Raw genomic sequence first — 22243 nt, forward strand, 5'->3', positions numbered from 1 at the left:
TGAATAATTGTGATTCGTTGTTGAAGTGTGGGCGCTTTTATTAAAGCGCCCACATTTTAGGTGCTATAGACTACAAACACTGTCCCAGTCTGCGCCGCCAGGTGTCGAGCTTGTCCACCATTTGGCTTTATAAACCGTATTATTATGAACAACCATGTCACCTGCATTAGCATGACTTGAGTTACCCGCCCAATCTTTTTGTGGGAACTCGGGGTAAACTGATAAGCCGGCTACATTAATACCGTCACACGTTGTTGTGCCGTTACCGCCACCGGTATCTCCGCCGCCATTACCGCCTGAAGTTGCTTCTGGTAGTTTTGGGTATTCAGCTTTGAAGGCAAATACTTTACCGTCTTTTTCTATCGTGAAGTTAGTTGGTCCACTAATCGGCATGTAGTACATTACTTGCGCATTAACGGTTTGACCTGTGGTGAATGATTCAGCAGTGCCACCCCATTCATTGGTTAAGGTAATTGAAAAACGATGGAATTCGTTCTCATAACCTCCAATGTTATTACCTGCGGCATTTGAACCATTTTGTTCAATTTCCATTTTCAACTTTTTCGTTGCATTCCAATTAGATTTAAAGATTGCAGACGTTGATACCGGTACATCAAACGATATTTTAGCACCTGAAAAGTCAATCGCTGAATTGTTGGTAAAAGCAAACGTTGGGCTGATCGGGTAGTTTTCATCGCCAACAGGGAAGTCTTTAGCAACAAAGCTTACATCAACCATTTCAGCAGGTTTAACAAAAGCGCTATTACCTTTATCAATACCGTAAGGAGTACCACTTTGATTAAATTTGTCATAAGCAATGGTGGTCATGGTTGAGCCCATGAAGTATTCACCTTTCGCTGCGTCAAAATCAAAATCACCAGCAAGCTCCCAGAACATCACACCACCTAAACCGTTATTGATAACGTAATCTACTTTAGTGGCCATTGACTCTTCATCTTCGGTTGAAATAAAGACTTTTTTCGTGTCATTCCATAACCAAGGAGCAACAGCTACGCTGTCATAATGGCGAGTGTAGGTACCTACTAACTTGTCGTTTTCATCATTAGCAGGGTCAAGACCATAAGTTGCTGAGTAGCTACCTACTATGCCATTTTCTAAGTTTTTAACGTGCCATAGTGGGTTAGAGCCGGCAGGAACTTCTCGATCATTTTCGATGTCGTGCCATAAGTTATCGATACCTATTGCGCCATTACCACAACTGTTTTTATCACCAACTCCTGTACCTTTCGGGCAATTAGCTTGATCAGGAAACGCTGCTTGTCCCCATAAACCATTGGTGCCGCCAGTTACATCTTTAAAACCACGAGTGTAATACGGAATACCAATGTTAATACGACCTGCCGATAAACCACCGCGGAAGTACTTAACAGCCCAGTCGGTATTTAAGTAACCAATACCTTCAAACTCTTTAGTTGTATACACATCCCATGCAGCAAGCTCTGAATCTAAGCCAGTATCATAAAGTGAGGCATTGTGACCAACATGTGAGTTCCATGCGCCGTGTAAGTCGTAAGACATAATGTTTACGTAATCAAGATATTGCGTCGCTTGGAATGTTTCCATACCACGTAATAAATACCCCGATGATGGTGAAGCTATAGTTAATAAATAATGTTTACCTGCGGCTTCACCCGCTTTGTCTAAGCTTTCACGTAAAGACTTCATTAAGACTTGGTAGGAATTATTTAAATAAGCGCGACGAGCATTTGAAAAAGTGAAGTCGTCAGGGTGACCAGAGTCATTCATTGATGATGGGTATTCATAATCAATATCGATACCATCAAAGCCATATTTCTCAATAAACTCAACAGCGCTTGCACTAAATGCTGCAATGCCTGCTTCGTTGACTGTACCGTCAGCATTCGTGGTTAAAGTATAAAAACCGCCATCAGCAACGCGACCATTTTCGCCAAAGTGACCACCTGTTTCTGCCCAACCACCAACTGACACTAATGTTTTCACATCAGGGTATTGTTTTTTGTATTTGTTTAAGAGGTTGAAGTGACCTTTGTATGGCAGGCTAGGGTCCATTTCAGCACCGACAACACCAGGCCATTCCATGTTAGTTGCTGGGTTGTTTGGTGAATTTGGATCGCCAATAGAAACTTTATGATTAGCATCAACGTGGGCAAAGGCGTAATTAATATGGGTAATTTTATCCCACGGAATGTCGTTTACTAAATAACTCGGTTGTTCATTAGCGCCATTACGCCAGCTGGTAAAGTAACCAATAACGCGTCGAGGGTGGTCTGCACCCATAAGTTCACGACCGTCTTGATCGTAAATAGTACAGTATGGCGTGTTAACACCCGGTGTTTGGTATAAGCCTTCAGGACGACAAGCATCAGCATCGGTACCGGTTTGTCCTTCGGTAACTACGGCAAAGTTAATGGCATTACTTAGTGATTTCGCGCCTTTATCGTCAGTTGCTTCTACGGTAAAGCTTTGACTACCCAGTGCCGTAGCTGTCCATGCAAAGCTACCAGTATTAGCGTTTACCGTACTAATCACAGAGCCATTTTCAAGTAGCGATAATTGTGTTACTTGGCCATCACTATCGCTACCAGAGAATTCGAAATTAATTACGGTGCCCACTAAAACTTGGCTAGGTAAGCTTGCCATCAGTGTAGCAACTGGTGCTTCATTGACTGGGGTTGTATCGTTAGCGGTAACACTAAAATTAATAGCACTAGTGGTTGCTTTAGCACCTTTATCGTCAGTAGCAACGGCAGTTAACACATGCTCGCCAACAATACCTGCCCATGAAAAACTATATGGTGCGTTCGTTAACGTACTTACTTTGGCGTTATTTAAATAGAACTCAACTTGGGCGATAGTGCCATCTGTATCAGAAGCATTCACACTAAAGACAACGCTGTCATTTTCAAGGAAAGAACTACCTGCGATAGGCGATGTAAAAGACACTTCAGGAGGGAGGTTAGCTGTCACGTCGCCAGCACAGGTGCCTAAGTTTTCCCACTCTTGCCATGGGCCAGAATGTGATACTGGGTTGGTTTTATTCCACCAGTTAGCTTTAAAAGCTTGATTGTTCGTTTGTACAATGGTCCCTTTCACTGAAACTTGGTCAGTTTGCCACTCAGCTAGGTTAGTACAATCGTAAGTTGTTGCGTAAACCGAGCTACTGAGTAAAGCGGTCGATATTGCACACAATTTAAATACACGGTTTGTTGGTTTTATTTTTTTCATGTTATCCCCGTCAACAATTAGTTAACAAATTTCAAAGTCAATTTAAAAGTAACATAAAAAAAAATAGCGTCAATTGTCTCTAAAAGTAGACACTGGATAAGTAAATTGGTTTGATTTATTATTTTAAGCATTATAAATCAATGTCTTAACAGGTTATTTCTGTGATTGTAAATAACCCACCAATTTGTTCATATTTTGTTACATTCTTACGGTTTTACCTTGATGTAAAAAATATGTTAATTAATTGCAGGGCTGATTTACAGAGGCTAGTAGGATAAAAAACAAACAAATATATAGTTGGTTATATGATATTCTTAATTGTTATATGTAAATGTTACATATCCTGTAGAGCTTTTACTTTAGAAAGAGGGTCTCTAGAGAAATAAAGCGATAATAACCTTTTTTATGGTGTGACTTATTGTGAGCATCAATGATTTATCTCTAATTAAGCTGAGCCCAGATTAGCTAGCATTTAATTTATAAATTTATTGTAAGTTAGGTTATAAGTGAAACTGGTCATTGGTTTCACTTATTTATAACTAATTCAAAACATTACCTTTCAAAGGCTCTGCCTTGTATAAATACCCAACAAAAAGCTGCAAAACAATCTCGAAAGATCAACAGTCCCTAACACTCAAGTACTGGTTGATTATTCTTTTCAACATGCTTTAACGAGGCTTGTAGTGCTTCGTAGCGAAATGCGTAGGTGTTGCCGTCAGGGACTAGATCTAACACTCTAAATTTTTCTAATTGCTGACGGGTTTTTGTATTAGGGCACAAAAGTAACACTTCACAATTAACATCTAATGCATCCTTAATGGCATTTTCAAGAGCTAAGCCAACAGTAACATCAATCATAGGAACATCAGTCAAATCGAGAATCATAACATCGTAATCATCAATACTTGCGTGCTGCTGTGATATTGCCTTTGAAACACTAAATATCATCGGACCTGACAAGTAGAAAAACAGCACCTTACCGTTAGCTTGGTCAAGTAAGCCTCGTTCGCTATCAGTTAATGGAACAATATTATCATCGGCATCACTTATCGCTTTAACTTGTCGTGCTTGAACACGGCTAAGTTGTTCAATAATAATAATATTTGATATAAATACGCCTAAGCCTACGGCAACAATTAAGTCGACGAATACCGTTAATAACATTACGCCATACATGACCGCCATACCGGGCATACTCACTTTATGAGCACGTTGAATAAAGCTCCAATCGAGAATGTTAAAGCCAACATAAACGGCAATACCAGCTAAAACTGCCATAGGAATCGGTTCAGTTAAGCTACCCGCAATTAATACGACAAGTGCTAGCATTAACGCGCGGATGATGCCTGACAGTGGTGAACGTGCTCCAACCTGAATATTAGTTACGGTACCCATAGTTGCACCAGCACCTGGTAGCGCGCCAAATAAACCTGAGATCATATTGGCAATACCTTGACCACGCAGCTCTTTGTCTGAGTCATGTACTTTACGGGTCAAAGAGTCACCAATAACGGCGGTTAATAGGGTATCAATACAGCCTAGCGTACCTAATACCAAAGCATCAATCACCATTGTCATAAACATTTCGGTATTAATGTGCGGTAACACTAAAGAAGGCAACCCAGCAGGTATTTCACCAATTCGGCGGATACTATCAGTGTCGAAAATAATTACAGACAATAACGTTATTGCAACTAATGCTACTAATTGTGCAGGGACATATTTTCGGTATTTACTCGGGAAAAAGAAGAGTATTGCTAGGGTTAATAAACCAAGAAAGAGTTCGCTAAATTTTAAGTTAACTAAAGTATTAGGCAGCGCCGATAACGTGCCCATTACACCGCCAGCGGGAGCTGAATGTCCTAGTAAAGGTGATAGCTGTAAAATAATGAGGATAACCCCAATGCCAGACATAAAACCTGAAATAACGCTGTAGGGCATTAAGGTTATGTATTTACCGAGTTTAAGTGTCCCCAACAATACTTGAAAGGCACCGGCCATAATAACCACAGTAAAACCCATGGCCATGCCAGTTTCTGGATATTTAGCCATCATACTGGTAAGTACTGCAGTCATAATTACAGTCATTGGGCCGGTCGGTTCAGAAATTAAACTAGTAGAGCCACCAAATAAGGCGGCAAATAAGCCAACCAAAATGGCGCCCCAAAGACCGGCTTCAGCACCAGCACCAGAAGCAACACCAAAGGCTAATGCTAAGGGGAGGGAAATTATCGCTGTGGTAACACCACCAAATAAATCACCTTTGATACTCATATCTTTAAAACGATTATCAAACACAGCAGAAACCCTTATTTATGAAAGCAAAAAAGAAAAACAAATAAATCGCGTGATTTTAGCAAATTGTTATAGATGCAGCAAAGGATGTTGTAGGAATACATTAATTAAGTATTCATAATGCGAGTATATTTAATTCAGTTATATTAAACTTTGTAATATAACCGCAAAAAATTTAAAAGCCCCTATACTGAGAATAACATTCTCACAGTGATGATAATTATGGATATTTCTCGCAGAAAAGCGTTAAAAAATATTGCAGCAGGGACGTTAACAGGCGCCTGTATTATTAAAGCACCTTATATTATTGCCAAAGAAAAGGTCACGTTACGAATACTAGGAACCCATGTCACTTTGCAAGAAGAGCTAAGGCAAAGAGCAATGGAAGATTTAGGCATTAAACTTATCTTTGAGCCTAAAGGTAGTGCTGCAGTATTACAAAAAGCAGCAATGTTTCCTCAATCGTTCGATTTATACGAGCAATGGTCTAATAGTATTAATGTTTTATGGCGCTCGGGTGCTATTCAATCCATTGATAAATCAAGAATAACCCATTGGGGTGAAATTAATAACTTAACCAAGACTGGCCGAATAACCCCATCTGCAAAATATGGTGCAGGTGATGCTCCCCATAAGTTATTGCATGTGCAAAAAAATAACATGTTAGGCGCTGAGCACACTAATGATATTAGTTTTCTTCCTTATGTTCATAATGTTGACTCTTTTGGTTATAACACCAATGTTATTCAGGCTGGTATACCTTATGAAACCGAAAGCTGGGGCTGGCTGTTGAATGAAAAATATAGTGGCAAGGTCGGTATTATTAATGCGCCTACCATTGGCTTGTTTGATTTGGCATTGGCCGCTCAGGCGAATAACCTGATGGCTTTTAACAATATTGGCGCGATGACTAAAGCAGAGTTAGATCAATTGTTTAATATTCTAATTGAATTTAAGCAGGCTGGTCACTTTAGTGGTTTTTGGACTTCAGTGCCCGAGTCTGTCGAGTTTATGAAATCAGATCGCGTTGTTATTGAAAGTATGTTTTCTCCAGCGGTTTCAGCGTTAAATGGCATAAATATTCCTGTTAACTATGCCGCTCCTAAAGAAGGCTATCGAGGCTGGCATGGTGTTATGTGTTTGTCTAGTCGCACTAAAGGTCGAGCAAAAGATGCGGCATATGATTATATGAATTGGTGGCTTTCAGGTTGGCCCGGTGCTTATATTGCTAAACAAGGGTATTACATATCAAACCCTCAGCGAGCAGCTAAATACCTATCTCAAGATGAATGGGATTACTGGTATGACGGCAAGCCTGCCGGTCAAAACTTAAAAGGAACAGATAATAAAATATCTGTCAAAGCTGGAGATATAAGAAGTGGAGGGAGTTATCAAAAGCGCTTTAGTAACGTTGCAGTTTGGAACTCGGTTATGCCAACTTATGATTATAGTTTACAAAAATGGTATGAATTTATTAATGCTTAGTCGCCACCTTCCGCAACAAATTTTTAAGCAGAGTCTTATATGTTTAGCAGTTTAAAACTACAGTTAACTGCCGCTTTACTTGTTATCTTGCTACTTGCTTTAGGCCAGCAGTTTGTAGCGGTTGAAAGTCAAAAGCTATTAACGTCTGGCTTAGCAACAACTCAGCGTGTTGCTAATAAAGTTATGCTAGTAAAAGCCTTTGAAAAAGATGTTTTAGATTTGCAACGTAGTGTTCTGATCTATCAGCAAAATAATAGTCAATCTGTACTCAAGCGATTTGAGCAAACGATGCAGTCAATTAATGAGAAGTTGGCTGATATTTCAATGTTTATTGATATAAGCACACTTGATAAGAAGCAACAAACCGTTATTAATAGCATGCGAGGCCATTTAACCAGCTATCGCGAGAATTTTGATGTGGTTGTAGAAACCCTCATAAAAAGAAAGTCATTATTTGATGAAAATATTGTCACTGAAATTGAAGCAGTAAAAGCTCAGTTAACTGAGCAGATTAATGCTTCAAGGAATGCTGATACTAAAAAAGCATATTACAGAGAGTTACTTTCTTTAATAAATCAGCTGCAAGTTAGTGTCTATGAATATGCATTGTATTCAACTTTTGAACCTATAGAAAAGTTTAATAAAATCAAATCACAACTAGATGAATTGTTAAGCAAGATAAATGATCCTAGTAGCACGAAAAGTATCACGGCAAGTGTTAATCATATTAACAGTAATTTTTTTCAATTAACGCAAATAACGCGTAATTATCAGTTTTTAGTAAATGTTGTTATGTCTGGCTCTGCTAATGAGTTTCTTTATTTAGCCAAGAGTTTAAGCCAAGCATTTTTGACGTATTTAAAGGACAATAATAGCACCTTAAATCATACGGTTGAGCAATCAGGACATCGTAGTAATGCAATGTTTATTCTGAGTTTGATTATGATGCTAATGGTGATGGTTTTTGTAGTATACCGTTTAATTTTTCCAATACAGCGAGTAACCAAAGTATTCGATATACTGGCAGAAAACAAAGAATTGAAAGAAGAATTGAACTCTTCTCGTGTTGATGAAATAGGCAAGTTAATTCGCTCAGCTAATATCTTTAAAAATAAAAACCTACAAACTAATACGCTGTTATTAGAAGCAAGACAGCTGAATGAACAATTAATTATAGAAACGGAAAAAGCAGAAAAAGCCACTAAAGCTAAAAGTATTTTTTTAGCTAATATGAGCCATGAAATTAGGACGCCAATTAATGGTATTGTCGGCTTAGTTGACCTACTTATGTTGAAAGACTTACCTAATGAAGAAATGGACTACCTGAATAAAATTCGTTACTCCACCAGCATTCTCATGAGTGTTATCAATGATATTCTCGATTTCTCTAAAATTGAAGCAGGTAAGTTAGTGATTGAAAATATTGCTTTCAATCCGGGTACCATCATTGAAAATATTATTGAGTCTGTAGTCGTAAGAGCGGCAGAAAAAAATATCAACATTCATTGCTTATTGCCTGAAAATTTACCCGAAACTCTTGAAGGAGATCCCGTACGTTTAAGTCAAATATTACTTAATTTGGTCAACAATGCGGTTAAATTTACCGAAAAAGGGCATATAACTTTAAAAGTCAGTCATGAAGTCCACCCAGATAAAACGGGAGCTACACTTTGTTTACAGGTTATTGATAGCGGTATTGGTATTAGTGATGAACAACAACAAAATATTTTTAAGGACTTTATTCAAGCCGATGGCTCCACGAGTCGCCATTATGGAGGAACAGGTTTAGGCTTAAGCATTTCTGAGCAGTTAGCGAAATTAATGGGAGGGAGCATCAAATTAAAATCAACACTTAATGTTGGTAGTACATTTATTGTTACTATCCCATTTGCGCTAATAAAGGCAGATATATCACCCCCTACGCTTTCGTTGCAGCCTTGTGTTCACCTATGTAACCTTGAGCAAGAGTTGGCAATATATAACCGGTCATTCACGCCTTATTTCACTCGTTCGATAATAGTGAACCAAGTCGACTTAATATCTGATGACGGTCCTTTTGCTATCCAAAAAGAACAAGAAGAAAAAGAGAAACAAGTACTTATTATTTTTGTGGGTAAATTACTTACTTCACAGCAACGTAGTATTATTAATCAGCTATGCACGAGCAATATTTTACTCGGTTTTTGTCTTGAAACTCATGCCGATGAGATAAAAGAATCTTTACTTAAGTTAGGAGGAAAGCACTTTATTCATCAGCCTTTATTACCCAGTCGTATTCATTCTTTTTTAAATGACCTATTTCGTGAAGAGCATGATATGCAATCGCCTCCTATAGTGACATCGGCAAAAGCTATTCGTGACAGTGAAAAAGTCTTAACCTTTCAAGGGCATGTGCTATTAGTTGAGGATAATACTATTAACCAATTGGTTGCTGGTAAAGTATTAAAAAGCTTTGGTTTAACATACGATATTGCTGGTGATGGCGAACAAGCAGTTGAAAAAATAAAGCGCAATCAAGCGTATGATTTGATCTTTATGGACATTCAAATGCCTGTTTTAGATGGTTATGAAGCGACTAAAAGTATTCGAAAGCTTGGCTTTGACGATTTAATTGTTTGTGGGCTCTCTGCTAACGCTATGCGTGACGATATCAATAAAGGCATGGATTCAGGTATGAATGAGTATATTACTAAACCGTTACACCGCAATGATATGGAGCGCATTTTAAGTAAGTACCTTAGCTCTACTTAACCCAAGTCTTGTGTATGCGATAATGATACTTATTCATTTCACCGATGAACTTTGACATTATACTAATGGCTTGGCACAGTAAGGTTTTATATCTTCAATTCACATAATAAGAAGCCTATTACTATGAGCCTATCAGTTAAAAAAAATCTACCAGGTAAAATATACGCTAAGCCCTTAGCTGTAGCAGTGTTAATTGCCCTAGGGTTAGCAATTTCAGGCTGTCAAGATAACGCATCGTCAAGCAGTCAAGCAGAGCAAAGTGCTGCCGCCGCTCCTAAACTCTCATTAGCACAACAAGCGAATGAAATTGCTAAGAAGTACATTATTGCCGACACGCACATTGATGTGCCTTATCGTTTAGAAAGTCAGTTTGAAGACGTTTCTGAGCACACACCTCATGGTGACTTTGACTACCCAAGAGCTGTTGCTGGTGGTTTAAATGCTGCATTTATGTCGATTTACATTCCAGCGACACTTGAAAAAACAGGCGGTAGTAAAGCACTTGCCGACAACTTAATTACCATGGTTGAAGATATAGTCAAAGCCGCGCCTAATAAATTTGCGTTAGCATACTCTAGCGACGATTTAAGTAAAAACTTCGCTAATGGACTGATTTCATTACCTATGGGAATGGAAAATGGTAGCGCAATTGAAGGCGATTTAGCTAACCTTAAACACTTTTACGATCGCGGTATTCGTTACATCACTTTAACGCATTCGAAAGCAAATCATATCTCAGACTCTTCTTATGATATTGAGCGACCAGCCAAAGGGTTAACTGATTTTGGTAAAGAGTTAGTACAAGCAATGAATAACATTGGCGTGATGGTTGATGTTTCTCATATTTCTGATGAAGCTTTTTATCAAGTGATGGAAGTCAGTAAAGCGCCAGTGATTGCTTCACACTCTTCAGCGCGTCACTTTACGCCAGGTTTTGAGCGTAATATGAGTGACGACATGATCAAGCTACTGGCTGAAAATGGTGGCGTTATTCAAATAAACTTCGGTTCAAGCTTTATTTCACAAGCGTCAATCGACAAACGTAATATCCATAAAGCGGCAGTAAAAGCCTTTGCCTTAGAGCATGGCTTAGATGAAAAAAGTGAACAGGTTAAAGAATTCTCGAAAGCTTACTTAGCAAAAAATCCTTATTTATACGCCAGTTTAGAGCAAGTATTAGATCACTTTGATCATGTGGTTAAGTTAGTGGGCATTGACTATGTTGGTATTGGCTCTGATTATGATGGCGTAGGTGACAGCTTGCCAACCAACTTAAAAGATGTTGCTTCATACCCTAATTTAATTGAAGGATTATTAAAGCGCGGTTATAGCGAAGCCGATATTGTTAAAATACTCTCGGGTAATTTAATGCGTGTTTGGCAAGAGGTAGAAGCTTACGCGGCTGAGCATTAATCGCTTTTTTAAAGGGCTTTATTAAAGCGCTGTTAATGCAACCCGAGCTCGGCTTAACAAATGTTTCTCTAGTTGCTATTTTCCTAACTTCTTCGTTAAATTTACTTGCAATAGCTCCTAGAGATTCAGAAAAATAATTTTTGCTGATATTTCAGATTGTTAAATATCTCTTAAATTGAGTTCAGGTTAATTATCCTGCTGGCTGCACATAAGGTTGTACTGGAATTATTTTAGAGCCATGCTCTTCGACAATTTCCATTATTCTTAATTGTAATTCTTCGGCAACAGCTTGATAAGTAGGAAAGCTTTGAGTGCCCACATAAGCAAAAACATTGATTTCTAAACCATGTAAGCCAAACCCTTTAAAAGTGACTCTAAGTGGGCTTTCAAGCACATCTTCATGGTTTTCAAGCAAAGCCTTAATATCAGCAATAATCGCCTTTAACTGCGTAGTATTAGTGCTGTAAGGTAAGCGAATATCGGTTTTAAAGCGAATTTTCTCGCGTTCAGAAATATTCTCAATTTCCATTTCGGCTAATTTAGCATTGGGTACGTGAATTACCGTTCTGTCTAAAGTACGAATGCGGGTACAACGTAAGCCTATTTCTTCAACGGTGCCACGCATTGAGCCAAACTGGCATAAATTACCAACTCTAATGGGCGCTGCTGAATATAAGGTCATGGTACCAATGAGGTTTTCTATTGATTGCTTTGACGCTAAAGCAATAGCAATGCCACCAATACCCATACCTGCGAGTATGGCACTGGCGTTAAAGCCTAAGCTTTCTAGCCAAATCAGTATGGCTAAAATAAAAACAATAACACGAACAAAATTAACTAAAGGACGTAGTAGCGAAGCGCCTTGTTTATTACCCTTTTTAAGTAAGTGCTCACGCAACATTGACTGGAAAACACTAATAAGCGACCACACTAACCACATAATGCTTAAGATCAATAATACGCCATTTTCCATTAGCTCACTTGCACGTGCTGTTAGCTCTGTATTGGCGAGCCATGCTTGATTGACAGACAGCGCTAAAAATACGCGTAAAGGTCTAGATATCCACTTTGCTATTTCATTTTTTACGGTAAATTTACTGCGTAAAACTAACCATTTTGTTAGCCAAGTTATTGGTAATACAATAATAAATGCAACAATAAGATAACTACTAAGTAGTGCCCACTCCCAAATATTCAGCTTAAAAAATCGCCCTTCAGGCGTGTGCTCAATAAACCATTCTGGTAAGGGGCCATAACCCAAATCACTATATAACTGAGGTATTTTAGCTACCGTGGTATTGGATACTTTCCAAACACTACCTGATTTACCACTAGGTACTTTTTGTAGCACTAAACTTATTTTTTCGCCTTGTATTTCTATAGTGCCAAATAATTCTCGATAGGTTGGTAAGTTGTCATTGGTGTTGCCGTTTGGATCGTCACTGATTTCTTCTAAGTTAATCCAAATATTACGATCTAAAATGGCTTGTAATTGCTCGGCATAAACCGCGGCATTTTTAGCATTCATGGTGTCTGGTAAATAGCGAACATCAAGATACTGTGCTGCTTTAATATAATCAATATCGTAGGCTGCAGCGGCGGTAAAGCCTCTTAATGCACCACGAGGGGTGTCACGCTGTAATGGATCAACGTATTTATAATCAACCACCATTTTTTTTGTTTCAACACTAGCAGGCTCTGCTTTGGTTTTGTTGAGCTGAGCGTTAGCAAGCGCAGTGTTTGCTGAAGCAATAGCAGAAGTTATGCTGATAAGACAGCATAGTAACAAGCCCATCAGAGCAGTGATTGAAGTGTGACGCATGAGTTAGGATCTCTAAAATAAAAGCGGCAAAATTTTAGCACTGAAAAGTGTTGATACCTAGCATAAGCGTCATGCTTTTTTTGAGCGAAAATAACCTCTTGATTAGGCGTTAGTTTGGGCTGCTCAATTTATACTCGGATGAAGGGGGATGGTGATAATAAAACCTAAACCTTGAGTTATGCTTTCATCAATAACTATTTCACCTTTGAGCTGTTGACTAACAATATTATAAATAATGTGCGCACCAAGCCCAGTACCGCCTATACCACGTTTGGTGGTATAAAAAGGCTCAAATATATTTTGCTTTCCTTCGGCAGAAACCCCTTTGCCATCATCGCTGTATTTAAAGACGATGGTTTGGTTACTTTTCTCAACCGTGATGGAGATTTTACCTGCTTGGTTTGGCTCATAAGCATGAATGTGTGAATTAAAAATAAAATTAGAAATAATTTGCGAGAATGCGCCAGGAAAACTATTTATTGTTAAGGTGTCGTCGCAGACAAGATCAATGCTTAGTTGTGTTTTGCGTAATGTTGGACGTAACGACAATAAAATATCTTCAATGTAGTCTTTAACTAAAAATTCTCTTTGTTCTTCATGGGTTTGGTCTACAGCAACTTGCTTAAAGCTGGTGACTAAATCTGCGGCACGCCGAATATTATTCTCTGAAATTTTACAGGCCTCATCAGCATAGTGAAGATAATGATCCATGTTTTTCTTGGTTATTTTATTCTCATGATAAAGCTCAGTAATACGCGCAGTTTCTGATTGTAAAGATGATATAGCAGTTAATACTATCCCGATAGGGGTATTAATTTCATGGGATACGCCAGCCACTAAACCACCTAAAGAAGCCATTTTTTCTGCTTCAACTAATTGTGTTTGCGTATTTTTTAGCGCCGACATTGCCGTGGTTAAGTCGGTGTTAGCTTGGGTTAACTGTTTGGTTCTGTCGTCAACACGTAGCTCAAGTTCTTCATTTAATGATTTTAATGCCTGCCTTGCTTGGCTGGTTTGTTCTTTTTCACATTGTAACTCTTGAATTATATGTTGTTGTTGTTCAGCATGATTCTCTAAAAGCGATTGCTTTTCTTGGTAAAAGTCTACCTTTTCGAGTAGCTCATCGGGAGAAAGGTTTGCTTTGGCTAATAACTCGGAATAGCAGGTTGACAATAACGCTTGTTCATTATCATTAAGTAACTCAATGCTTTTCATGGCATTATTGGCTGAAGCCATGCCAATAATACCGGCCAGGACACTTGTTGCTTGGGCTTTTAATTGCGCTAATTCTAAAATATTTATTTTTGTATTATTGTTCAGTTTTGCACGAGTAATACATAAGTTAATTTTATTTTTACGCTCAGTTAGTGGTAGATATTCAGCCAATAGCACATCTATTTTATTGAGTTTCTCATTAAGAGCTATGTTGCTAACTAATGAAGTTGAGAGTGACTTTGCTTCATATGATTGGCCTAAGCCGACATTAAGAAACTCTTGGTTATGTTTTAATTCATCTTTGCGCGCATTATTATTTAATGAGGACATTAAAATATAGACACAAGTATTAATGAACAAGCTCCAAAATAAACTATGCCCGATAGGGGTATCAATATTAGAGCCTAATAATTGTTCAGGTTTAAGCCATGCAAGCTGAAATAATCCGGTTTGTAAAATGTCGGTATCAATCCAGCCACTACGAATAACAGAAGGCAGCATTGAGGTATAAAACCACACTAGCATTCCAATGAATATTGCAGAAAATGCCCCTCTTAATGTACCGTTTTTCCATAACATTCCTCCGACAAGAGCAGGTAATAGCTGTGCCATCGCGACAAATGATATAGAGCCTATTTTGACAATAACTTCCGACTCTCCAATACGTCTAAAGTAAAATAAGCTCAGTAATAGCAATGAAACAACCACCGCCCATTTTACATAAAGCAGGTGGCGGCGTAAAAAATGTAATACTGAGAAGCGCTCGATAAGTGGCAATACTAAATGGTTGGTACCCATGGTTGATAAAGTCATGGTGCTTACCATGATCATGGCGGTACTTGCGGCAAAGCCTCCTAAAAACACTAAGGTAGCGATAACAGAATGACCTTCGGTAATAGGAATGTTAAGCAATAATAAATCAGTACTGCCGCCTTGTGTGCCAATTAATTGTCCTGCCATTGCGAGCGGCAACACCATTAAATTCACGAGCAATAAATACAATGGAAATTGCCATTTTGCTTTATCTAAAAATTTTTCATTTGAGCATTCAACGACGGTAACGTGAAACTGACGGGGCAGTGCAATGATGCCAATAACACCTAAGATCATGGAGGTAAACCAAGCTGATATAGGTGGTGGTTGTGAAAATGAACTTAATGTACCTTGTGCGATGTTTTCGGCATCTATTTGCGCAATTATGTCGCTAAAGCCACCAAAAATAACAAAGCAAATTAGTAATGCGGAACAAATGAAAACGAGTAACTTAAATAAACTTTCTGCTGCCAAAGCGACCATCATTCCGGGGTGCTTTTCGGTAGGGTCTAAGCGTTTAACACCAAAAGCTATAGTGAAAGCGGCCATCATTAAAACAATAATCATATCTAACCAAGGCAGAATTACTTGGGCTTCGGCTGAATTATTATCAACTAGTAGCGTGAAAGTTGTAATAATAGATTTAAGTTGAATGGAAATATAAGGAGTAATGCCAACTAAACACAGTATGCTAATCAATGCTGCTAGAGCATGGGAGTTGTTATAACGAGTTGAAATAAAATCGGCAATACTAGTGGAATGATAAACGTTTTTAATTCGCACCATCTTTTTTAATATCGGCATAAACAGAATAAAAGCGAGAGTGCTGCCAATATAGAGTGCTATATGTTGTATACCTTGGCTAGAGGCTTGGCTGATATTGCCGTAATACGTCCAAGAGGTGCAGTAAACCGCTAAGCTTAGCGTGTAAGTGTAAGACGATTTTTTTATTCTGGTAGCACTTTTACTTGATGATTCACCCCAGCAGGCGATGAGATAAAGACAGCCGCCATAGAGAAATAACATCAAAAATGCTGAAAAAATAGAAATCACGTTAACTCACTATTGATCATTGTTGTGCTCGCTATTTTTATTATTGTCATAAAGTACGGTGCACAGAATAACGAGTAACCATAAAGCAAAGGGGTAAAGCCATAACGCCCAAATAGACAGTTGGAGTTGAGCAATAACCGGCCAACTAAATAACAGCACAAGAATTACTAATAATGTATATCTCACGCTATTCATCTGTGCTCCTTAATGATTATTTTTATACAATAATATTTTATTTATTCAGTATGTTAAGTACTTATCACCTTAGCAAAAAATGATTCCAATAAGCTATTGTTTTTTTAATTATTTTGTTTTAACGTCTTGTTTATGCTTATGTTAGTTGTCAATTCATTATGAGTTTTGTTGTACTTAAGTCTAAATTGTAAGGGCTTTTAATCCAGGTTTTTAATACAAGTTTTTAGCCTTTTTTAGGGCGTATTTCAGGCGGTCAAAGTCAAAAAGGAAATAATAATGAAGTGTAGCAGCGATAAAATAAACGGGTAATCTAATAGTAGTTACCCGTTTTTTGACAATACTTACGCGGCATATTTTATTGTACAGTTTGTTAACTGTTTTGCTCCGTTTGCTCTTTCATAATACTAACTAGCAGCGCGGGTAAAAATGTTAAGGCTAACAATGTTGAAAATAAAATACCGCATAACACAATAATACCAACACCACGATAAAGCTCAGTTCCGTCTCCTGGAATAAATACTAATGGCGCTAAACCAAAAATAGTGGTCGCGGTCGACATTAATATCGGCATTAAGCGCTTTTCAACTGCCTGACTTACGGCTTGGCTGACGAGCATACCTTTTTTCATCATATTTTTTCGGGTTTGATCAACAATTAAAATAGGGTTGTTAACGACAGTTCCTAATAAAATTAAGAAGCCCAGCATAGTGATCATGTCTAAAGGTTGGTGAAATGGCGGTATACCTATATTGGTTAAGAGTGAATTAATTCCGTTAACTGTGATTAAACCGAGTAAACCACCAGCCATCCCTAACGGAATAGTCGCTAAAATAAAAAGCGGATAGCGCCAATGGGTAAAAATAGCGACTAACAGCAAGTAACTCAGCAAAACTGAAATAATGAAATTGGCCGAGAGTGAGGTTTTTGTCGCCTCAAGTTGATCCGCCGCGCCACTAATTGACACATTAATGCCCGGTGCTATTTTCCCTTGTTGCCATAAAACTGGCAGTAATTCTGTCCTTACTTGTTGCTCTGCTGTTTCTAAAGCAACGTTACGCGGTGGAATAATATAAACGGTAACGGTTCGTTTTCCATCGACACGTCGCAAGCTATTACTACTTTTAGTAATATGCAAATCAGTCAGCGCATTTAAGGGCATAACTTGCCCTGAGGGCGTTAAAATAGGAGCGGTGGCTAGTTGTTCAATATTTTGTTCATTGCCTGCATTACTGAACATAAAAATATCTACTTTATCATCAGCTAAGATAAATTCATCAACATAAGCGCCATCGCTTAGTGCCGCAATGGCATAACCTAGTTCACGGCTATCTAAACCGAGCTCGGCTAAGCGAGACCAACGTGGTTGAATTTCAATAAGAGGTTGGTTCAAACTTAATGAACCAGGGTCTGAGTTGATTTGTGGATTATCAAAAACTTGCTCAGCTTGTTGGTAAACGGCTTCTGCCGCTTGATAAAGTTCTACTAGGTTGGGGCCAGAAATATCAACAGCTACTGCCCGTGTACCGCCATCATTACTTGAAATAATAGAGCCTCGCGATGAAAATGCCCGCATGCCCTCATAGCTTTCGAACTTACTGGTAATGGCATCCATCATTGCTTGAATATTTGCAGAGTCTACAGGGGCACTTAAAAACCAAATTCGACCAACAGAAACCGACATTGAGTAGTAGGCAAGCGGTGGCATATTGGTTTCGCCTTGAGCAAAATTTTCATTAGGCGCATTCACATAACCATCAAAGTGGTTACGCAGCTCTTGTCCAATACGTTGCATTTCACTTAAATTATAACTCGGCGGTGCAATCATCATTGAGAATGCTTTTGGCTCTTCGCCTTCAGGTAAATATTCAGCGGCAGGCATTAATAAATATGCGGCAGTTAAAATAGCGAATGAGAAAGCTATTACGCTGGTTATTGCGGTTTTTCTGCTGCGAATAAAAAAGCCAACCAGTGATAGCCATTTAGATGAAAGATGCAGTTGCTTTTTTTGTTGAAAATCTTCGTTATGACCAAAATTAGCTAAAGCAACTGGCACTACAAAAATGGCCACCAGCATTGAGGCAATTATGGCGGCAGAAATCGCGATAGCGATATCTGAATAAAGCTGACCAGCTTCTTGCTGCACAAATAAAATAGGTGCAAATACTAAAATAGTGGTGGCGGTTGAGGCTAATACGGCAGGCCACACATCAGTAACTCCAGTAATAGCGGCCTTGAGTTTGCTTAAGCCTCGTTGCTTGGCTTGCATAATGCTTTCTAAAACCACAATGCTATTATCTACGGTCATACCAATGGCAAAAGCTACACCAGCCAGAGAAATCACATTAATGGTGCGGTTAAATAGCATTAACCCTAAAAATGCCGCAATCGTACAAATAGGAATGCCTAATACACCAACCAATGTTGCTCGCCCAGAGCGTAAGAAAAAATACATGACTAAAGTAGCGAGCAATGCCCCTAGTGCTAAGTTAATCCAAACATTTTCTAACGAGCTATGAACATATTTTACATCGTCACTGAGTAAAACCAACGTTAAGCCATTATGTTGTAATAAATCACTATTGATTTGCTCTACAACCGTCAACATCTGCTCTTTTATGGCAAGTACATTTGAACCACTTTCACGTCGTACAGATAAACTAATAGTGCGCTCGCCGTTGTTATATGAGAGCCCACGGGTTTCAAAGTGATCTAAACTGACTTCGGCAACATCTTTGAGTAAAATATTGGCATTGCCTTGGCGCAGTAAAATAAGATCTTCTAACTCACTTAGGTGCGTAAACCGACCAACCATCCGCATTAAGTAGCGCTCTTTACCGCTTTCAATATCTCCAGCAGAGGCATCGGCATTACGGTTTCTGATCGCCGAACGTACTTGGCTTAAACTAATGCCACGTTGAGCGAGTTTGGCCGGATCTACTTTAATTTGTATTTGTTTAGCTGAGCCACCACCGACTCTAACCTCTGACACACCGGCAACGCTTTCCATTCTGGGGCGTATATAATCTTCGGCGTAGTCTTTGATTAAATCCATATCCAATTGCAATGGATTACCAACTTGCGGCTTTAAAACAAAATACATAAATGCATTGCTTGAAAAAGAACTGGATAATAACCTAGGTTGGTCAACATTTTCAGGGTAGGTTGGTACTTGGCTTAAGGCATTGTTTACATTAAGCAGTGCGTCACTAATATTGACACCAAAAGGGAACTCAAGCTCGATAGTGGCTTCGCCCATTTCAGCATAAGAAATCATGCGCTGTAGATTAGGTAAACTGCGTAAGTAGCGCTCTTGTTCAATCAGTATTTCTTTTTCAACATCTTGTGGTGTTGCACCAGACCAGCCAGTTTGTACGGTAATAGTGCGCACTTCCAAGTCTGGAATCATTTGTACGGGAATTTTTAAAGCCGCAACTACTCCTAAAATACACGTGATTGCCACAATAACCGTCACTAAAGTACCTTGTTTAATTGTCGCCTTAAACATTAGTTACTTTCCTTAACCGTAATATTCTCAACGGGAGTGCCTTCGGTTAATAATTCATTGCCTGAAACAATAATGGCTGAGCCTTTAGGAATACCAAGTACAGATACTTGCTGGTTTAAATGTTCTAGTACTTTAATGCTATAACGCTTTATTTTGTTCTCTGTTGCAGAAAAAACACTATAACTACCATCGGGGTGACGCTTCAAAGCAGCTTTAGGTACAACCATGTGCATTGTTTGCTGTGGAAGAAGAATTTCAGCGCGTGCAGAAGTCCCAGGAATAAAATGGCTATGCTGAGGTAAGTCAATACGCGCTTGTACTGTTCTGCTTAATTCACTTGAAATAGCAACAATTTTTGATAACGCTAAACGGTGCGTTTGTTGTATATCCAAATCTGAGCTTACTGCGGCCATTGGCGCTTTTTGGCGCTGTAAAGTCGCAACATACTCTTGAGGAATATCAACAATCAGACGTAAATTCTGATCAGATACTAATTGAAATAAGGAAGTTTGTTGCCCAACCCATTCACCAATATCAACAGTGCGCTTGGCAATAATGCCATCAAAAGGCGCAGTGAGTATGTGGCGGTTTACTATTTCTTGCTGTAGGGCTAGCTCTGCGGTGGCTTTGGCAAGTAAAGCCTGACTATTGGCGCGGTTTGCTTTACGCTCAGCTAATAAGGTGTTGGTAACCACTTGCTTTTTTGCTAACTCTATCACTTCTTCATGTAGACGTTGCGCTTCTTGATACTGAACTTTTGCTGACAATTGCACAGCTTGTGCTTGTTCAAGTTGTATTTTTGCTAGGGTATTATCAAGGGTGAGTAGTACTTGCCCTTGGCTTACATGATCGCCAGCTTCGACTAAAATAGTCGCGATTAAACCCGCTTCACGACTGGCTAAGTTAGCATCTTGTTGAGCAACTACAGTACCGGTTAATAAGAGCTTTTTATTAACGGTTTGTTGTTTCGGGTAAATAACGTCGACCGTAATGGCATAACTTGGTAAGGTCAAAGTTAGTGTTAAAAAGCTCAAGAGCATCAAAGACAGTAATTTTAAAAACATAACACACTCAAATGATAATAATTATCATCTATTGTGTGATATTTTTTGGCTAAGATCATCTTTTTTCGACCAACAAGCTGTTTTTAGCTGTAAAGTGCCCTTGACCTGTATCTATACTGTACCTATAACTAAGTGTTTCACTCGTGACTAATATCGCGTTATGGCTAAACTAAGGTTAATTAATAAGGAATAACATGGCTACTATAAACTACCCCCTTAAAGGAGCTTGCCAGTGCGGCGGTGTTACTTATGAGTTGTTAGCTCCACCTTTAGCTATTGCCGCATGCCATTGTCGAGCGTGTCAAAAGCTTTCGACCAGTGCTTTTAGTATTACCGCGATTGTGAAAGCACAAGATATAAAGTTTTATGGTGAAATGAAACATTGGAGTCGCTTGGCTGATAATGGTAATGAAAACGCAGGAAAGTTTTGTCCTACCTGCGGAAATCGCATTTATCATATTAATCCAGCCGAGCCTGAAAAAATTAAGCTCAAGCCGAGTACATTAGAAGATACCAGTATTATTAAACCGACGATGCATATTTGGACGAGTGAAAAACAAGCATGGTTTGATATACCGGCAGGCGTAAGTACCTTTGAAAAACAGCCTTTTTAAACGGTCTAGCCTAGCTAAATAGCTAACTAACCCGAACTCAGGCTAGTTATTCTGTTTATCATTATAAAAACCTATGTAGCGCTTGGCTTGATGTATCAGCTAAGCACTACTTATAGAGTAATTTTATCTTAAATGTTGATGGCGTTAGAGCTGAAATGGCTATTGCACTAACTCAAGTGCACGTACTTGTAAGGTTGCTTCGCCACCTTTTTCATCAGTTAAGCTTGGCGTTAAATAAAGCGCATTAATTTGTTCTAACACAATGCCGTGATCTACGGAGCTTTCTGGTGTCCAATCTGGGCGTGAAAAACCGCTAAAGTCCACTTCTTCGGTATGCCATTGTGTCGCGGCAGGTAGCTTTATTTGGTAATGGGCGTAGCTTTTATCTCCGTCTTTTCCATAATGCTTTTGTGATAATTTAATTAGCAGTGGAATATCACACTTATAAGTGAGCTTGATACGCTTAGTAGTGGCTAACATTGCTGCTTCGGGTGAATAAATGACTTCTATCCATGAGTTGCGTTTGGCATCAACACGTGGGATACGTTTGAAATTGACCCAAACACCTTGATCAGTAACTAAGCTTTCATTAATGTTCGCTTCACTGCCGTATGGGTCAGTTGCATAACTCCATTGACTTGCTTCTAACGGGGAATAATTTTCTTTGGCAGATACTGAGGTTGACAGTATTGTTGAGGTGGTTATCAATATAATGATCACATTGATAAATAAGGCTTTAACAGAAACGGACATTGTAATTTTCCTTAGTAATTCTTATATAAGAGTAAAA

General features: G+C 38.8%; 12 protein-coding genes. 4 read left to right on the plus strand and 8 right to left on the minus strand.

The window, feature by feature from the left end:
- Window positions 1-63: 63 nt before the first annotated feature.
- Window positions 64-3228, minus strand: coding sequence for a glycosyl hydrolase family 18 protein (locus ABD005_RS04075; RefSeq protein ID WP_343815262.1), 3165 nt, complete (start codon window positions 3226-3228; stop codon window positions 64-66).
- Window positions 3229-3855: 627 nt separating this feature from the next.
- Window positions 3856-5502, minus strand: coding sequence for a SulP family inorganic anion transporter (locus ABD005_RS04080; protein ID WP_343815636.1), 1647 nt, complete (start codon window positions 5500-5502; stop codon window positions 3856-3858).
- A 243-nt stretch (window positions 5503-5745) separates the two neighbouring features.
- On the opposite strand from ABD005_RS04080, the gene ABD005_RS04085 reads away from it, so the two are divergent.
- From ABD005_RS04085 to ABD005_RS04095, 3 genes are all read left to right on the plus strand, one after another.
- Window positions 5746-7008 carry an ABC transporter substrate-binding protein gene (locus tag ABD005_RS04085; RefSeq protein WP_343815264.1) on the plus strand — a complete coding sequence of 421 codons (1263 nt, stop codon included), beginning with the start codon at window positions 5746-5748 and terminating at the stop codon, window positions 7006-7008.
- A gap of 39 nt (window positions 7009-7047) precedes the next feature.
- The gene (locus ABD005_RS04090; RefSeq protein ID WP_343815267.1) at window positions 7048-9759 is read left to right on the plus strand and encodes an ATP-binding protein; all 2712 of its coding nucleotides are present in this window, start codon (window positions 7048-7050) and stop codon (window positions 9757-9759) included.
- 123 nt (window positions 9760-9882) lie between these two features.
- Window positions 9883-11172 (plus strand): dipeptidase, encoded by a 1290-nt coding sequence (locus ABD005_RS04095; protein WP_343815269.1) that lies wholly within the window; start codon window positions 9883-9885, stop codon window positions 11170-11172.
- Between the two features lie 190 nt (window positions 11173-11362).
- Here the strand turns inward: ABD005_RS04095 and ABD005_RS04100 are convergent, their stop codons facing one another.
- From ABD005_RS04100 to ABD005_RS04120, 5 genes are all read right to left on the minus strand, one after another.
- On the minus strand, window positions 11363-12994 hold the full coding sequence (locus ABD005_RS04100; protein WP_343815272.1) for a mechanosensitive ion channel family protein: 1632 nt from the start codon (window positions 12992-12994) through the stop codon (window positions 11363-11365).
- Between the two features lie 123 nt (window positions 12995-13117).
- Window positions 13118-16075, minus strand: coding sequence for an ATP-binding protein (locus ABD005_RS04105; protein WP_215980050.1), 2958 nt, complete (start codon window positions 16073-16075; stop codon window positions 13118-13120).
- 9 nt (window positions 16076-16084) lie between these two features.
- Entirely contained in the window at window positions 16085-16270 is a 186-nt protein-coding gene (locus ABD005_RS04110) for a hypothetical protein (RefSeq protein WP_215980049.1), read from the minus strand.
- A 370-nt stretch (window positions 16271-16640) separates the two neighbouring features.
- Window positions 16641-19775, minus strand: coding sequence for an efflux RND transporter permease subunit (locus ABD005_RS04115; RefSeq protein ID WP_343815281.1), 3135 nt, complete (start codon window positions 19773-19775; stop codon window positions 16641-16643).
- The gene (locus ABD005_RS04120; protein WP_215980047.1) at window positions 19775-20839 is read right to left on the minus strand and encodes an efflux RND transporter periplasmic adaptor subunit; all 1065 of its coding nucleotides are present in this window, start codon (window positions 20837-20839) and stop codon (window positions 19775-19777) included. The genes ABD005_RS04115 and ABD005_RS04120 overlap by 1 nt, the downstream gene beginning before the upstream one ends.
- Before the next feature lie 194 nt (window positions 20840-21033).
- Here ABD005_RS04120 and ABD005_RS04125 point away from each other — a divergent pair, with 194 nt between their 5' ends.
- Entirely contained in the window at window positions 21034-21453 is a 420-nt protein-coding gene (locus ABD005_RS04125) for a GFA family protein (RefSeq protein ID WP_215980046.1), read from the plus strand.
- A gap of 159 nt (window positions 21454-21612) precedes the next feature.
- On the opposite strand, the gene ABD005_RS04130 is transcribed toward ABD005_RS04125, so the two are convergent.
- Complete coding sequence (locus ABD005_RS04130) at window positions 21613-22206, minus strand: hypothetical protein (protein WP_343815284.1); 594 nt, start codon at window positions 22204-22206, stop codon at window positions 21613-21615.
- Between the last annotated feature and the right edge of the window lie 37 nt (window positions 22207-22243).

This window comes from Colwellia asteriadis (assembly GCF_039523295.1).
Classification (GTDB): domain Bacteria; phylum Pseudomonadota; class Gammaproteobacteria; order Enterobacterales; family Alteromonadaceae; genus Colwellia; species Colwellia asteriadis.

Bases quoted from the DNA above. Each gene is read 5' to 3' on its own strand.
- ABD005_RS04075 (WP_343815262.1), bottom strand. From the start codon at position 3,228: ATGAAAAAAATAAAACCAACAAACCGTGTATTTAAATTGTGTGCAATA.
- ABD005_RS04080 (WP_343815636.1), bottom strand. From the start codon at position 5,502: ATGAGTATCAAAGGTGATTTATTTGGTGGTGTTACCACAGCGATAATT.
- ABD005_RS04085 (WP_343815264.1), top strand. From the start codon at position 5,746: ATGGATATTTCTCGCAGAAAAGCGTTAAAAAATATTGCAGCAGGGACG.
- ABD005_RS04090 (WP_343815267.1), top strand. From the start codon at position 7,048: ATGTTTAGCAGTTTAAAACTACAGTTAACTGCCGCTTTACTTGTTATC.
- ABD005_RS04095 (WP_343815269.1), top strand. From the start codon at position 9,883: ATGAGCCTATCAGTTAAAAAAAATCTACCAGGTAAAATATACGCTAAG.
- ABD005_RS04100 (WP_343815272.1), bottom strand. From the start codon at position 12,994: ATGCGTCACACTTCAATCACTGCTCTGATGGGCTTGTTACTATGCTGT.
- ABD005_RS04110 (WP_215980049.1), bottom strand. From the start codon at position 16,270: ATGAATAGCGTGAGATATACATTATTAGTAATTCTTGTGCTGTTATTT.
- ABD005_RS04115 (WP_343815281.1), bottom strand. From the start codon at position 19,775: ATGTTTAAGGCGACAATTAAACAAGGTACTTTAGTGACGGTTATTGTG.
- ABD005_RS04120 (WP_215980047.1), bottom strand. From the start codon at position 20,839: ATGTTTTTAAAATTACTGTCTTTGATGCTCTTGAGCTTTTTAACACTA.
- ABD005_RS04125 (WP_215980046.1), top strand. From the start codon at position 21,034: ATGGCTACTATAAACTACCCCCTTAAAGGAGCTTGCCAGTGCGGCGGT.
- ABD005_RS04130 (WP_343815284.1), bottom strand. From the start codon at position 22,206: ATGTCCGTTTCTGTTAAAGCCTTATTTATCAATGTGATCATTATATTG.